Source organism: Halobacillus sp. Marseille-Q1614 (genome assembly GCF_902809865.1).
In the GTDB taxonomy this organism is placed as follows: domain Bacteria; phylum Bacillota; class Bacilli; order Bacillales; family Halobacillaceae; genus Halobacillus_A.
In genome coordinates this window covers 2055044-2071291 of the sequence record NZ_CADDWH010000001.1, presented here as the reverse complement: position 1 = coordinate 2071291, position 16248 = coordinate 2055044, and the positions used below count along the sequence as shown (strand labels likewise).

Here is a 16248-nt window from a genome sequence, read left to right as displayed (position 1 = left end):
TATACTAGATTTTGTATAATAGAAAAAACAGTTAAGAAGGGATTTTATATGAGCTACCAAACAACGCTCTACTACGATGTTGTGGATACTCCTGTCGGCCAGCTTACGATTTTGGCCAATGATGAAGGGGTTCTGCGAGTAGATTACGGATCCATTGAAGAACATCTTGCTTTTTACCAAAACTGGACAAAAAAGCACTTGATGAAAAGCTCATTTAAACACCAGGCCGATCACTGTATCATTCAGCAGACGACAAGAGAGCTTCGCGAATACTTTAAACAAGAGCGTGACTCCTTTTCAGTCCCGCTTATTTGTTATGGGACTCCTTTTCAGAAAAGGGTGTGGCGGGCATTGTTACAGCTCATCCCGATTGGGGAAACGAGGTCGTATAAAGATATTGCGATAGCCCTCCAGGCTGAGAAGTCCGTCCGGGCTGTTGGCGGGGCCGTCAACAGCAATCCCTTTATGATTCTTGTTCCTTGTCACCGGGTGATTGGAAGTAATGGCAAGCTGGTCGGTTATGCGGGCGGCTTGGAAAGAAAGCAGAAACTTTTACAGCACGAATCAAAACATGAGTTAATCAAAGCCAATATGTAACTCCCTCTCTTGAAGAGGGAGTTTTTTATTTGTTCGGTGTTTTTGTTTGTTATTAGAAAAGGTGATTCTTTATTTCAATCCAGGAAAAGACGACATAATGAAATGAAAATGGTGAGACTGATTGCCCTCCATCTTCCAAAGGTGAGCACGATGGAAGAAGGTCCAGAGAGAATACCGCGAGCCCCGTGCACCACAAGCGGGCGATCCAAGACACTAAAGCGCGGGTTTCGCTAGGAGGCTTTTTAATAAATGAAGTTCGGTTAATTTCGGCACATCATTTACCAACATCGAACGACCCCGCGTCATGTGGGGCCGCTAAAAAGCGGATGTCTTCGCTCCTGAAGCAAAAAAACGGATTTTCTCTGCACACTGAACTCCTTTGGTATAGAGGAGTTTTTTGTATGGATTGTTTTCCTCTTTCATATAGTGGAAGAGAGGAGGAGACGACATGGATATAATTAAATCGTACTGGAATGAAATCCTAAATAACTTACCTGAGCAGCAGGAAGAACAGTGGCTTGCCCGAAAGATAGAAGGAATGAGAGAGAGGGGAAGCCGCGTGAGTCAGGCTACCTTTCATATCATCCCTTATCATAGAGTTACATATGAAGCGGTAGATGAAAGGAGCTACTTATTAGCCATTCGTCTTTACGTGAAAGACGGCGCACGTTCTTATGTAGAAGAAGGCATTTACTCCTGCCGCGGCCGAATTGAACATAATCAGCTGATTGAAAATATGACCATTACCGAAAAAAATATTAGTGATAGAAGTATAGAGGCCCTGCCTTTTTTTGAAGAAGCAGGGAATGAAGTTTCTCGTTTTAATTATGACCGCAGAGAGGCTGTCCGGTATGCGGAGCAGTGGTGGGACAGCTATAATCCGGCTTACATGAATTTTGAAAATAACTGTACGAACTACATTTCCCAATGCTTACGAGCCGGCGGGGCACCTGTGTGGGGGCATCCGCACCGAGGCAAAGGCTGGTGGTATGGAGGCAAGACATGGAGTTACAGCTGGACAGTGGCCAATGCGATGCGCTGGTATTTAAGCGGTGCAAGAAAAGGATTAGTGGCAATTGAAGTGCAGTCAGCCGATGAGCTGTCGCCTGGAGATGTCATCTGCTATGATTTTGAAGGGGATGGGCGCTATGACCATACCACTATTGTCGTAAGTAAAGACAGCGAAGGGGAACCCCTGGTGAACGCTCATACTACAAACAGCCGGCAGCGTTACTGGAAGTATGAAGATTCAACGGCCTACACACCGAATATCAAGTATAAATTTTTTAAAATTGGCGGTTGATAAGTATGGTATAATAGTCTAGTTGACTAAGTGTAATTGAGGTGAAGAACATGGCAAATCATATTGTCTTATTTCAGCCTGAAATTCCTGCAAACACCGGAAATATCGCACGAACGTGTTTAGCGACCAACGCAGAACTGCATCTCATTCGTCCTTTAGGGTTTTCCACTGATGATAAGATGCTTAGGCGCGCAGGTTTGGATTATTGGCATGATGTGACCATTCATTATTATGATTCCATCGAGGAGCTGTACGAAAAGTATCCTGATGGAGAATTCTTTTATATTGAGAATTTCGGAACTAAATCCTATGCTGATTTTGATTTCAGCGATACGGAGAAGTCGTGGTTCTTTGTATTTGGAAGAGAAACGGACGGTATTCCTAAGAGTCTTCTTACGGGCCTTGAGGACCGTTGTCTTCGCATTCCAATGACTGATAAGGTCAGGTCTCTGAACTTATCGAATACGGCTTCCATCATCATCTTTGACGTTCTCAAGCAGCAAGGCTTTCCTAATATGATCAAATAAAAAATCGCATCTCTTATAAAGAGGTGCGATTTTGCTTTTATTATTTTCTTGGACGTCCCGGTTTCGTATCATAACCTGCAGAGAAAATGGAAACTAAGTATGCGACGCACACAAAGATAATTAACGTTAATTTCATGGAATTTCAGCCTCCTTTATGTAATCCATACAGACAAGCATTGATGGTAATTATTATACCTTATTTACTTAACAATGTGAATGCGCTTTTCTAAAATTAAACAGGGACAGGGTTTTCGCCCATACATTAAGTACGGATTACACATATGTTGAAATGTAGGTAAATACCCCATGTCTTTTTAACGGAGGGAACCCAATGCTACCTGACCACTACCAATACGGTCCTTATGCTGAGTTTGATGAACGCACGGCAGATCCGTATTACTATGAGGAAGAAGATCGATTCTTCGGAGGGTTCTTCGGAGGCCCATTTGTCGGTGGACTTCTCGGCGGTTTCATAGGAAGCGCTCTTCCACCCCTATTATATGGAGGAGGGTATGGCGGTTATCCCCCGCCTTACTATGGCCAGCCAGGACCCCCTTATAACCCGTACGGATATTACTGGTAAAAAGAAAAGACCGCTTCATGCGGTCTTTTCCTTATGGGAATTATGGTATAATGATTCCAACTTACATATTCCAGCATATTTTTACATAAACCGGTTAAAAGGAGAGTCGTTAGAATGAGGGGCATTTTTCCTGTGATGTTATTATTTTTGACAGGTTTCCTGCTGGCTGCATGCGGCGGCAAAAGCAGTGAAGCGGCCGGTACAGAACCGATCAAAATTACGATACAGCAGCTGGGCGAAGCTGAGATCGATGACGAAGAAGGACCGGAGATCATCACTAATAAAGAAATAGAAGGGGAAATACCGGAGAATAACTTCGTGCATGTCGAGAAGGTATTAGCCGAAGCGAAGGAAGAAGATCAGCATCAAGAAGAGGAATTGGCAGAAGAAGAAGCTCTTAAGCAGGATTATTTTATGGAGCAGCCTGCTGAAAGTGAGAGAGAAAGCAGTTATACATACACTCCACCGGCTTCAAGCTCTTCATCCCCTTCATTATCGAGAAGTTCCGGCTCCTCTGGTACAGGCAGTACGTCTACGTCTGGTGATAAACCAGCCAATGAAGAGAAAGCTTCCGAAAAGCAAAAAGAAAATCCTCCAAAAGCTGAGACTGACCAAGAAACGGATAAGGAAGAAGAATCAAGAAAAGATAAAGAGCCAGACGAGGAAATAGAACCAAAAGAAGAAAAGAAAGAAGACCAGGGTTCAGATTCTGGTGAAGATGAATCTGATGAAGAAGGAAATGAAGAGAATATAGATAAACAAGAAACGGAATCTGCTGTTGAAGAGTAAAAAAAGCCGCCTTTTAAGGCGGCTTTTTCTATGGACTAAAAAGTAACGTTGTCTTCTAATTTATCCCCTTGAGACTCATAACCCTGCATGTACTTAATGCGTCGCTGGGCAGAGGTTTCATTTACCTGCTCATCAGCATGATAAGAAGAGCGTACCATTGGACCGGCTTCACAGTGCCTGAAGCCTTTTTCCATGGCAATTTTCCTAAGTTCTTCAAATTCATCCGGGTGGTAATAGCGCTCGACGTTTAAGTGCTTCTTCGTTGGCTGTAAATATTGTCCGATTGTCATGATATCTACATTGTGGGCTAAAAGGTCATCCATAGCCTGAATGATTTCTTCTTTGGTTTCACCAAGACCGACCATAATGCTTGATTTTGTCGGTGTATTTGGACGGATTTCCTTCACTCGGCGCAGAAGCTCTAAGGAGCGGTCATACATAGCACGGGCCCGGACTTTTTTCGTTAAGCGTCTGACCGTCTCAATGTTGTGGTTGAAAATGTCAGGCTCACCTGACATCAGCGTATGAAGGCTTTCGTAATCTCCCTTCATATCAGACGGCAGGATTTCTACCGTACAGCCTGGTACACGGCGGCGGATGGCTTTCACTGTTTCTGCGAAAACAGCGGCTCCTCCGTCTTTTAAGTCATCGCGGGCTACAGCCGTAACAACCACGTGTTTAAGACCCATAATCTCGACGGACTCGGCGACTCGTTCCGGCTCGCCCCAATCCAGTTCGTTTGGCAGACCTGTTTTAACTGCGCAGAAGCGGCATCCACGCGTGCAAGTATCCCCAAGGATCATGAAAGTCGCTGTTTTACGTTCACTCCAGCATTCGTGAATGTTGGGACAGCGTGCTTCCTCACATACGGTATTCAGTTTCTTTTCGCGCATTAATTTTTTTAAACCTGTGTAGGATTTATTCGTATTGATTTTAATTTTGAGCCAATCCGGTTTTCTTATGTACTCGTCTTTTTTAGCCAATTCGCTCACTCCTTTTTTTATCTGGAAAAGTTCCACTCATCAGTCGCATATTTATTCTGTGCCAAACCTTCTACTTCAGCCCACTGCTCGTCTGTTAATTGAAAAGGTTTAAGTTCAATATTGAGGCCTTTTTCAAATCCGTTTTTAAACGCGGCTTTTGTATCTTCAAAACTGACAGGAGTCTCTAAAATATGGTTAATGGAAACGGCCTTGTCGCCAAAAGCTTCACGGGCCCGCTGCTTAATACGTTCATTCTTATATATAAACATATCAAAAAGCTTCGATTCGTCAACATTGATCGGGATCGAACCGTGCTGGAGGATAACCCCTTTTTTCCTTGTCTGTGCGCTTCCAGCCGCTTTTTTTTCATCGACAATTAATTCATACCAGGAAGGTTCCTCAAAACAGACGGCTGAACCGGTTGTCCCTAACTTTTCTTCAGGGATCGCAAAGTCTGCAGGGATATTCAATTCTTTAAAGCCTTCTAGCAAGCCCTGGGAGATGACGAGGTATGCTTCTTTAACGGAGGCAGGCATATCAGGGTGGGATTCGGAAACGATGACGCTGTAGGTTAATTCATCGTCATGCAGTACAGCTCTTCCTCCTGTCTGCCTTCTTACGAGCTGATATCCATTTCGATTTACTGCTTCAAGGTCAATTTTTCCCTTCACTTTTTGAAAATAGCCGACGGAAAGTCCAGCGGGTTTCCATCCATAGAAACGCAGGACAGGGGGGATCTTTCCTTCACTGTGCCAATTCATAAGAGCTTCATCTAAAGCCATGTTCAAAGCAGGTGTCAGATGCCCTGAATCGACAAAGTACCATCTTTCCATTATTTTGACCTTCTTTCCATTTGTAATCCTTTATCGAATTAAAATTCAAGACAATTCTAACAAGGGATATACCCCCTGTCAAAGCGAGTTCTATACATTTTTCGGAGATCTATCCATTTCTTGCGCTAATTTGCGCGATGCCGCAAAAATAGCTGGAAGAGTCAGTACCGGGTACCGGGAGAAGAAAAAGAGCCAGAACCACCGATTTATCTCCCTGTACCTGGTACCGAAACAGTGGGAATGATTTTAAATTTGTCCGCATAGGATTTATTAAACTTGCGAGTTACGACGGGGAGGTCGTTGAGTGGATATTATTAGAAGAATTCAAGACTACCGAGTACAAGAAGAGGAACTGAAGTGGGAAGGAACATTTAGGGATTATTTAGATTTGTTGAAAGAGAAACCGTACTTGGCCCAGTCTGCTCACTCTCGTGTTTATAATATGATCACGGAAGCTGGAGTAAAAGAGGGCTCTCATCATAAGAAGTATTCATTTTTTGATGAGGATATTTATGGATTAGATGAGGCGATGGAGCGCTTAGTGGAAGAGTATTTTCATCCGGCTGCCCGCCGATTAGATGTAAGAAAAAGAATCTTGCTCCTGATGGGTCCTGTCAGCGGCGGTAAATCAACACTCGTAAATCTGCTTAAACGTGGACTTGAGAAATATTCGCTGACGGATAAGGGTGCCGTTTTTGCGATCAAAGGTTGTCCGATGCATGAGGATCCGCTTCACATGATTCCACATCACCTGCGCGATGAGTTTCAGGAAGAGTATGGCATCCGTATAGAAGGAAGTCTATCACCTCTGAACACAATGAGGCTGGAACAGGATTATGGCGGGCGAATTGAAGATGTTCTTGTAGAACGAGTATTTTTCTCAGAAGATAAGCGGACAGGTATTGGAACATTTAGTCCTTCGGATCCTAAGTCTCAAGATATTGCTGATTTAACTGGTTCTATCGACTTCTCGACTATTGCTCAGTTCGGTTCAGAGTCTGACCCAAGAGCATATCGTTTTGATGGGGAACTGAATAAAGCTAACCGAGGGATAATGGAGTTTCAGGAGATTTTAAAATGTGATGAGAAGTTCCTCTGGCATTTATTGAGTTTAACGCAGGAAGGTAACTTTAAAGCTGGACGATTTGCTTTGATTTCAGCCGATGAATTGATTATTGCCCATACAAACGAAGCGGAGTACCGCTCCTTTATTGCTAATAAAAAGAATGAAGCCCTGCACTCCCGGATGATTGTCATGCCAATTCCATACAACTTAAAAGTAACAGAAGAAGAGAAAATCTATGAAAAAATGATTCGTGAGAGTGATATCCGTGATGTGCACATCGCACCTCATACCTTGAGAGTCGCTGCTATGTTTACGATTTTAACCCGTTTAAAAGAGTCGAAGAAAGCTTCTATTGATATTTTGAAGAAGATGTATTTATATGATGGGCAGGAGGTTGAAGGTTTTAGTGATGTGGATGTAGAGGAACTTCGCAAAGAGTTCTCGGATGAGGGAATGAGCGGCATTGACCCTCGTTATGTGATTAACCGAATTTCTTCTACAATAATTAAAAAAGAAATGAGTTCGATTAACGCTTTAGATGTTCTACGTTCATTAAAAGATGGGCTGGATAGTCACGCTTCAATTTCAAAAGAAGATAAGGAGCGATACTTGGAGTTTATTTCAGTAGCACGGAAACAATATGATGATTTAGCGAAGAAGGAAGTTCAGAAAGCATTTGTTTATTCCTATGAAGAGTCTGCACGCACGCTTATGGATAATTATCTTGATAACGTTGAGGCATATTGCAATAAGACGAAGCTTCGCGATCCATTAACGGGAGAGGAAATGAATCCAGATGAGCGCCTCATGCGTTCGATTGAAGAGCAGATCGGCGTTTCTGAAAATGCGAAGAAGGCGTTCCGCGAGGAGATTCTCATCAGGATTTCAGCGTATGCACGCAAAGGCAAGAAGTTCGACTATCAATCCCATGAGCGCTTAAGAGAAGCTATCCAGAAGAAACTGTTTGCTGATCTTAAGGATATCGTGAAAATTACCACTTCCACGAAGACGCCGGATGAACAGCAGCTTAAGAAGATTAATGAAGTCGTCGCTACATTAGTTGATGAGCATGGATACAATTCTACTTCCGCGAATGAGCTTTTGAAATATGTAGGAAGCCTTTTAAATCGATAATCAACTGTGGAGTGTCAGCCAAAGTGGCTGGCACTCCATTTATGGTATACTGGGCAAAAAAAAGGGTAGGTGAATCTAATGAGTAAACGTTATTATGCGATTATCGATATAGGTTCAAATACGATGCGGCTTGTGATCTATTTAAGAGATAAGGGAGGCCGTTTGCGTGAAGTTGAAAATGTAAAAGCTGTGGCCCGGTTGAGTACATACTTACAAGAGGACCGAACGCTCTCTGAGCAGGGTGTGGCAAAAATGCTTACTATTTTAACGAGCTTTCAGCATGTTCTGGATACATATCAATTGGAAGAGACCATCTGTGTAGCTACCGCAGCTATCAGACAGGCTGAAAATCAAGAAGAAATTATAAAAGAAGTGTTCGTACAGACTGATTTTGATATGAGAATTCTATCGGAAGAGGAGGAAGCGTATTATGGCTATTTAGCTGTTGTAAATTCTACGTCCCTCGAAGAAGGAGTAACTGTTGATATTGGCGGTGGAAGTACAGAAGTTACCTATTTTAAAGACCGCCGTCTCATTCATTCTCATAGCTTTCCTTTCGGTGCAATTACGCTTAAACAGCGTTTCTTTACAGATGAACTGCCTACGGAAAAAGAGTATGAAGAGCTGCGTCAGTATTTAAAAGAGGCGTTTATGTCGCTTGAGTGGCTAAACAAGAAAAAAGTCCCTCTAATTGGGATTGGAGGCGGCGCGAGAAATGTCGCACAGATTGATCAGAATATGAAAGAGTATCCATTAGCTGGTCTTCATCAGTATAAAATGACAGATAGTGACTTAGCATTTATTAAAAATTATTTGTTCACTCTTCCGATCGATAAGCTGCAAAAGGTCGAAGGGTTATCGAAAGACCGCTCTGATATTATATTGCCGGCGATTGAGGTGTTCCATTCCCTGTATGAAACTGTTCATGCTGACGGGTTTATCCTTAGCCGTAAAGGCTTACGAGACGGCGTCTTTTATGAGCAATTGACACGTGGGATGGGAACACACTTATTTCCTAATGTTTTAGAAGAAAGTGTGCAGGAACTTGTCAAAGATTATGACCTCAACACAAAACAGATTTCTCATGTCCACCATTTAGCCTACAAGTTATTTAATCAGCTTTATGATAAAGGAATCGGTGATTTTTCAAAATCTGATTGGAAAGATATTAAAAGAGCCAGCTATGTCTACAACTTAGGCCAATATATCGATGATGAATCGAGTGCTCAGCATACCTTTTATTTATTAGCCAATCGAACGATTGACGGTCTTATGCATATTGACCGTTTGAAGCTGGCATTAATGGCTTCGTTTAAAAATAAAACAATTTTCAAGCAGTTCCTCCGCCCTTATAAAGACTGGTGGGTAAAAAGCGAACAGAAAAAAATCCGGTTGTTTGGCGCCTTTATTAAATTTTGCTATAGCCTTGACAGTACGAGGAGAAGTGCTGTTAAAGATATAAGAATTGAAACAGACGATGATACCCTGTATATGGAGCTGATCTGTTCTAAAGACTATCTGCCTGAAGAATACCAAAGTGAAAAACAGAAAAAGCATCTGGAAAAAACCCTGAAAAAGAGGATAGAACTCTCTTTTTCAAATGTCGAAAATTAACGAAAAATCAACAAAAGAAGTATAGACTCTTAATATGGAAGTAGTAAGTTGGAGATAGCCATCCCTGTCAAAAAGGAAGTGTGTCATGACAAATGTAGAAGGTATTTCTAATTTAGATGACCCTGAATTTTTTATTAACCGAGAGTTAAGCTGGCTTGCCTTTAATGAACGAGTATTGGAGGAAGCGAAGGATCTAAACACACCCTTATTAGAAAGGTTTAAATTTTTAGCGATCTTTTCTTCCAATCTCGATGAATTTTTTATGGTTCGTGTGGCAGGACTGAAGGATCAGGTGAAAGCCGGATACAATAAGCCGGAAAATAAATCTGGCCTTACACCGAAGCAGCAGCTGCACCACATAGCAAAAAACAATCATGAGTTGGTGCATAGACAATATGAGACGTATCAGGAAATGAAGCCCCTGTTAGAAAATGAAAATATTTCGATTATCTCCATCGCTCAATTATCTGAGGAACAGTTATTTGAGCTGGAGGAGTACTTTATTAACGAAGTTTTTCCTGTATTAACGCCTTTGGCGGTGGATACTCACAGGCCTTTTCCCATTTTGTTAAGTAAAACTATTAATCTGGCAGTTGTTTTAGCACACAGCGATCCTCAGAACATGCTGGAAAGAACGGCTATAGTCCAAGTACCATCTGTTCTTCCTCGCTTTGTTCAAGTCTCTCATCCTATTATCCATTGTTATATCCTCTTAGAAGAAATTATCAGTTATTTTATCGATAAATTATTTAGAGGCTACAGAGTGAAGTCAATTACAGAATTTAGAATTACCCGCAATGCGGATATGACCATCGATGAAGAAGATGCACGTGATTTATTAAAAGCAATCGAGAAAGAATTAAAAAAACGAAAGTGGGGGGCCGCCGTCCGTTTAGAGGTGAGAAATAGAAATTGCGATGAGAAAATGGTGCAATTTCTATTAAAAGAGCTTGAGATTTATGAAGATGATATCTATAGGACAGACGGACCTTTAGATTTAACCTGTCTATTTAATTTTTATGAAAAATTAGCAGAGCGGAAAGAAGAACTGAGTTATGAACAATTAATCCCCCAGCCCCTGCAGGACGTTGAAGAAGGTGAGGATATCTTTGAAGCCGCCTTAAAAAAGGATATTTTCCTTCATCATCCTTATGAATCCTTTGAGCCGGTTGTAGAATTTATTACAGAAGCGGCTGCAGATCCGAACGTATTGGCTATTAAACAAACGCTTTATCGGGTAAGCGGGGGATCCCCGATTATGGCAGGACTCAAATTAGCAGCGGAGAACGGGAAGCAAGTTACCGTTTTAGTGGAATTAAAGGCTCGGTTTGATGAAGAAAATAACCTCCAATGGGCCAGGGAATTAGAAAAGGCTGGCTGTCATGTGATTTATGGGATCCCTCACTTAAAGACACACAGCAAGATTACTTTAATTGTAAGAAAAAAGGGAAATTATATTGAGCGTTTCGTTCATCTAGGAACAGGGAACTATAACGACCAGACAGCTAAGCAGTATACAGATATGGGGATCATTACTACTCATGAGGAATTTGGAGTGGACGCTACGAACTTCTTCAATGCACTAAGCGGGTATACCGAACAGCCGGAATATTATCACTTATCTATGGCTCCTTCTGATTTGAGAAACGATTATATTCTTAAAATAGAAGAAGAGATTGCTTTTCATAAGCAGGAAGGTAACGGAAGAATTGTAGCCAAGATGAATTCCCTGACGGACAAATCCATCATTAAGAAGTTCTATGAAGCTTCAAAAGCCGGCGTCCGAATCGAATTGATTGTCCGGGGAATCTGCTGTTTAAAACCGGGAATTAAAGGAGTAAGTGAGAATATTCGTGTTACTAGTATAGTAGGGAGGTTTCTGGAACACAGCCGTATTTTTTATTTTTATCATAATGGAACGGAGAAACTCTATTTATCATCTGCTGACCTAATGACTAGAAACATGGTCAAACGGGTGGAATTGTTATTTCCAGTCCTTGATCAGAGAATAAAAAAGAGAATACTAGGTATATTAAACATTATGCTGGATGATAATGTTAAAGCCAGAGCACTCAGCCAAGAAGGGGTCTATTCATATATTGAAAGAAATTCTGACGAGGAAGTAATAGACAGCCAAATGAAATTGTTTGATCAAGCTTACAAAGTTCTTGAGGATGACGAATAAATTTAGAAAATTGCAAAAGGCGTACCATCTGGTGCGTCTTTCTTGTTATAATTAAAAAGAATTAGAGCTTAAGAAAAAAAGGGATAAATGTTGAATTAAGGAGCGTAACAACTCTATAATAGTAAGTGTGTTTGCAAACGTTTACGTTCCAGCATTAGACAAACAACTACTTGGAGGTATTTCACGTGGCTAATCAAGGTGCCAACGAAAGATTTTGGGAAGAGTTTCACGGCCCTAATATGGGTTACATTGAAGAACAGTACGAATTATACGTAAAAGATCCAGAGTCCGTCGATGCTACTTTAAAAGAGGTGTTCGACCAGCATGGAGCTCCTGAATGGATGAGTGCGTCTGCTTCAGCTTCCGTAAATGGAGAAGCACAAGCTGCATCTGTAGATATAGTGAAAGTCACCTCAGCATTAAAACTTGTTGAGGCTATTCGTCGTCACGGTCATCTAGACGCTAAAATTTATGCAGTCGGAAGTAATGAAAGAGGTCCGACAAATATGCTGGAAATCTCCAGATACGGCTTAACAGAAAGCGATCTGGAAAAAATCCCGGCCGAATGGGTATGGGATAATAAAAAACTGAATTTCAAAAATGCTCTTCAGGTCGTCCGCTACTTAAAGGAAACTTATGCGGGAACGATCTCATTTGAATATGATCACGTAAGCCATGAGAATGAAAGACAATGGCTTCAAAATAGAATAGACACAGCCGAATTTCAGGTTGAATTAAGTAATGACCAAAAGAAACAATTACTTAGAAGACTAGTAGATGTAGAAGGGTTTGAAAACTTTTTAGCTAAAACCTTTGTCGGACAAAAGCGTTTCTCTATTGAAGGATTGGACGTTATGGTGCCAATGCTTGACCATATCGTGCAGGAAGCTTCAGGAGATCGAATTGGCCACATAATGATGGGCATGGCCCACAGGGGAAGATTGAATGTGCTGGCCCACGTGCTCGGCAAGCCCTATGACCGGATTTTCTCTGAGTTCCACCATGCACCGGACAAAGAGCTTGTTCCTTCTGAAGGTTCTACCGGGATTAACTATGGCTGGACCGGAGACGTAAAGTATCACTTCGGTGCCCGCAGAGAGATCGGCAATGGTGAAGAACAGTCTACGAAAATTACATTGAGCCATAACCCATCTCACCTTGAGTTCGTTAACCCTGTTGTCCAGGGCTTCACAAGAGCCGCTCAGGATGACCGCTCAGAGCCAGGTTATTCCCAACTAGATGAGGAAAAAGCGTTCGGTATTTTAGTTCATGGAGACGCTGCGTTCATCGGTGAAGGAGTTGTAGCTGAATCCCTTAATATGAAAGACCTTCCAGGATATCGTACAGGCGGAACAATTCATATCATCGCTAATAACTTGGTTGGTTTTACTACAAACCGTAAAGACGGACGATCGACCCGTTATGCAAGTGACCTTGCGAAAGGGTATGAAATTCCGATTATCCATGTCAATGCAGATGACCCGATTGCCTGCTTATCAGCGATATCTTTTGCTTATCAGTATAGAAAGAAATTCAAAAAAGATTTCGTTATCGACCTCGTTGGTTACCGTCGTTTTGGACATAACGAAATGGACGAGCCTCGTGCAACCCAGCCTAAGCTTTACAAAGAAATCGATGAGCATGAAACAGCTCCTTACGTCTTTGAAAAGCGGCTGATTGAGCAGAATGTGATCAAAGAGGGAACTCTTAAAGATATGTTTAAAGAGGTAGAATCCAACCTTCGAGATATATATAACAATATGAATGAAAATGAAGCAATAGAGGCGGAAGTGAAAGACCGCCCTGGCGCCGTTGAGCGTCCGCTCGATGAAATTGTTACTGCAATTGATTTAGAGCGTTTGAGAAAGCTGAACAAGGAGCTTTTAAAGCGCCCTGAAGGCTTCAACGGATTTAAAAAGCTCGAGCGAATTTTACAGAAACGAAGCAGCATGCTCGAGGACGGTAATAAAGTAGACTGGGCGACAGCGGAAGCCCTGGCTTTTGCATCCATCATTGAAGAGGGGAGGCCTATTCGTATTACCGGACAGGACACTGAGCGGGGTACTTTCGCCCACCGTCACTTAGTTTTGCATGATGTTGAGACTGGTGAAACATATTGCCCATTACATGGTATCGAACAGGCCAATGCCTCGTTTGATATTTACAACAGTCCGCTATCTGAAGCAGGTGTGCTTGGTTTTGAATACGGATACAGCGTACAGGCTCCGGACTCCTTGGTCATCTGGGAAGCTCAGTTTGGGGATTTCGCCAATGCAGGACAGGTTATCTTCGACCAGTTCGTTGCAGCTGGGAGAGCCAAATGGGGAGAGAAATCGAATATTGTATTCCTTCTTCCTCACGGCTATGAAGGACAAGGACCTGAGCACTCCAGTGCACGCCTTGAACGATTCCTGCAGATGGGTGCAGAAAATAACTGGACCGTTGCAAATGTCACATCATCTGCCCAATACTTTCATCTTCTAAGACGGCAAGCGGCGATCAGCAACCAAGAAGAAGCGAGACCGCTTGTATTGATGACACCTAAGAGCCTCTTAAGAAATCAAAGAGTAGCTTCAGAAGGCGATAAATTTAGTGAATTGAACTTCCAGCCGATCTTAAGACAGCTCGGCTTAACGAAGACAAAGAAAAAAGATAAAGAGAAAGTAACCTCCTTATTACTAGGTACAGGGAAAATTATGGTAGAGATTGAAGATGTGGTAGAAAAAGCGAAAGATCAATCTTTTGAAACCATTGATGCAGTACGTATTGAACAAATTTATCCGTTCCCTACACAGAGCTTAAAAGAAATCTTAAAAGAATACCCTAACCTGGAGGAGCTTGTCTGGGTACAGGAAGAACCTCAAAATATGGGAAGCTGGTACTTTGTTGAGGGAATTCTTCACAAGCTGTTAGAAAAAGGACAAATTCACCGTTATGTTGGCAGACCGCATCGTGCCTCTCCTTCAGTTGGTGAACCAAACATCCACAAAACCGAGCAGAAACGAATCATTAACGAAGCGCTACAGTTGTCTAAAGGAGGAAATCAATAATGAAGGAAATTAAGGTCCCTGAATTAGCGGAATCCATCACAGAAGGTACGATTGCCGAATGGCTTGTTAAAAAAGGTGATCAAGTAGAAAAGGGTGACCCAATCCTTGAGCTTGAAACAGATAAAGTAAATGTTGAAGTAAATGCGGATGCCAGCGGCGTTCTTGCGGAAATTTTAAAAGAAGCCGGTGACGATGTAGAAGTAGGCGACGTCATCGCTAAAGTAGATGAAAATGGTGAAGCCGGCGGATCTTCTGATGAAGAAGAAAGCAAGGAAGAAGAGAAAACGGAAGAAAAATCCGCTGAAAAAGCAGAAGAAAAGCAGGCAGATACAACAGAAGAAACGAAAGAAGAGAAAAGCTCTTCTTCACAAAAAGAGAACAAAGGCGATGTGATCGCAACACCTGCGGCCCGCAAGCGCGCCCGTGAGCTTGGAATCGATCTTAGTGAAATCTCAGCGAGAGATCCGCTCGGCCGTATTCGTCCAGAAGACGTAGAATCAGCTGCTAAAGGCGGAGGCCAGAAAGAAGAGAATAAGGAAGCTCCAAAACAAGAGAAGAAGGCGAGCAAACAGGAATCTTCAGAAAAAGTTGAGTTTGACAAGCCGGTAGAACGAATTAAGATGTCCCGTCGCCGTCAGACAATCGCTAAACGCTTAGTGGAAGCTCAGCAAAACTCTGCGATGCTGACTACTTTTAATGAAGTAGATATGACAAATGTGATGAAGCTTAGAAGCGAACGTAAAGAAGCTTTCCAGAAGAAGCATGAGGTGAAGCTTGGCTTTATGTCCTTCTTTACGAAAGCAGCTGTAGGAGCCTTAAAAGAGTTTCCTCTCATCAATGCAGAGATTCAAGGAAACGAAATTATTAAGAAGAAATTCTATGACATTGGTATGGCTGTGTCTACGGATGAAGGACTTGTGGTGCCAGTCGTCCGCGATGCCGACCGTTTAGACTTTGCGGGAATTGAAAAAGTAATCATGGATGTTGCACAAAAAGCACGTAACAAAGAGCTTTCCTTAGAGGATCTGCAAGGTGGATCGTTCACCATTACAAATGGCGGAATTTTTGGATCTATGCTGTCTACACCGATCTTAAATTCTCCGCAAGTCGGTATTCTTGGACTGCATAACATTGAGAAGCGTGCGAAAGTTATGCCGGATGATACGATCCAGGCTCGTCCAATGATGTATATTGCTTTATCTTACGACCACAGAATTGTTGATGGAAAAGAAGCCGTCCAATTCCTGCGCCGTATTAAAGAAATGATTGAAGACCCGTATGATCTTCTTTTAGAAGGATAATTGATTTAGCCCCTGCTTTTACAGCAGGGGCTTTTGTTTGCAGATAAATCTCTTTACGAAAGCTGCTGATAAAGTAGTCGTTTTTCTTTTTGTACTGCTAAATTTGGCTTTCTTGTTTGTGAGGGTAAAGAGAGAAGTTTATAAAGAGGAGAACGCGCGCGCCAGAGCTCCACTTACCATAGTTTTCACTTATTACAAGTGAATAGTCAAATAATTCTTAATAAAATACAAGTCATATTCCATTTAGCCTCATCCATTAGCCTTGTCCTGCATATGATAGAGT

At 42.1% G+C, this 16248-nt stretch carries 12 protein-coding genes; 10 read left to right on the top strand and 2 right to left on the bottom strand.

Features of this window, described 5'->3' with window-relative positions; genetic code table 11:
- Positions 1-48 precede the first annotated feature (48 nt).
- The 5 genes from HUS26_RS10440 to HUS26_RS10420 all read left to right on the top strand — a co-directional run bounded on the left by HUS26_RS10440 (position 49) and on the right by HUS26_RS10420 (position 3799).
- Positions 49-597, top strand: coding sequence for a methylated-DNA--[protein]-cysteine S-methyltransferase (locus HUS26_RS10440; protein WP_173917105.1), 549 nt, complete (start codon positions 49-51; stop codon positions 595-597).
- A 448-nt stretch (positions 598-1045) separates the two neighbouring features.
- Positions 1046-1900 carry an amidase domain-containing protein gene (locus HUS26_RS10435; RefSeq protein WP_173917104.1) on the top strand — a complete coding sequence of 285 codons (855 nt, stop codon included), beginning with the start codon at positions 1046-1048 and terminating at the stop codon, positions 1898-1900.
- Between the two features lie 50 nt (positions 1901-1950).
- A complete protein-coding gene (gene trmL, locus HUS26_RS10430) occupies positions 1951-2427 on the top strand; it encodes a tRNA (uridine(34)/cytosine(34)/5-carboxymethylaminomethyluridine(34)-2'-O)-methyltransferase TrmL (RefSeq protein ID WP_173917103.1) in 477 nt (158 codons plus the stop codon).
- Positions 2428-2758: 331 nt separating this feature from the next.
- Positions 2759-3010, top strand: a complete 252-nt coding sequence (locus tag HUS26_RS10425; protein ID WP_173915196.1) for a hypothetical protein — start codon at positions 2759-2761, stop codon at positions 3008-3010.
- A 132-nt stretch (positions 3011-3142) separates the two neighbouring features.
- Entirely contained in the window at positions 3143-3799 is a 657-nt protein-coding gene (locus tag HUS26_RS10420; RefSeq protein ID WP_173917102.1) for a hypothetical protein, read from the top strand.
- Positions 3800-3834: 35 nt separating this feature from the next.
- Here the strand turns inward: HUS26_RS10420 and lipA are convergent, their stop codons facing one another.
- Both lipA and HUS26_RS10410 read right to left on the bottom strand, forming a co-directional pair.
- Positions 3835-4782, bottom strand: a complete 948-nt coding sequence (gene lipA / locus HUS26_RS10415) for a lipoyl synthase (protein ID WP_173917101.1) — start codon at positions 4780-4782, stop codon at positions 3835-3837.
- A gap of 17 nt (positions 4783-4799) precedes the next feature.
- Positions 4800-5615, bottom strand: a complete 816-nt coding sequence (locus HUS26_RS10410; RefSeq protein ID WP_173917100.1) for a biotin/lipoate A/B protein ligase family protein — start codon at positions 5613-5615, stop codon at positions 4800-4802.
- A 304-nt stretch (positions 5616-5919) separates the two neighbouring features.
- Between HUS26_RS10410 and HUS26_RS10405 the strand changes: the two genes are divergently transcribed.
- From HUS26_RS10405 to odhB, 5 genes are all read left to right on the top strand, one after another.
- Positions 5920-7815, top strand: coding sequence for a PrkA family serine protein kinase (locus HUS26_RS10405; protein ID WP_173917099.1), 1896 nt, complete (start codon positions 5920-5922; stop codon positions 7813-7815).
- 78 nt (positions 7816-7893) lie between these two features.
- Complete coding sequence (ppx, locus tag HUS26_RS10400; protein WP_173917098.1) at positions 7894-9429, top strand: exopolyphosphatase; 1536 nt, start codon at positions 7894-7896, stop codon at positions 9427-9429.
- Between the two features lie 85 nt (positions 9430-9514).
- Positions 9515-11614 (top strand): RNA degradosome polyphosphate kinase, encoded by a 2100-nt coding sequence (locus tag HUS26_RS10395; protein ID WP_173917097.1) that lies wholly within the window; start codon positions 9515-9517, stop codon positions 11612-11614.
- A 239-nt stretch (positions 11615-11853) separates the two neighbouring features.
- A complete protein-coding gene (locus HUS26_RS10390) occupies positions 11854-14664 on the top strand; it encodes a 2-oxoglutarate dehydrogenase E1 component (protein WP_254434281.1) in 2811 nt (936 codons plus the stop codon).
- On the top strand, positions 14664-15965 hold the full coding sequence (gene odhB, locus HUS26_RS10385) for a 2-oxoglutarate dehydrogenase complex dihydrolipoyllysine-residue succinyltransferase (RefSeq protein WP_173917095.1): 1302 nt from the start codon (positions 14664-14666) through the stop codon (positions 15963-15965). The genes HUS26_RS10390 and odhB overlap by 1 nt, the downstream gene beginning before the upstream one ends.
- Positions 15966-16248: the final 283 nt, after the last annotated feature.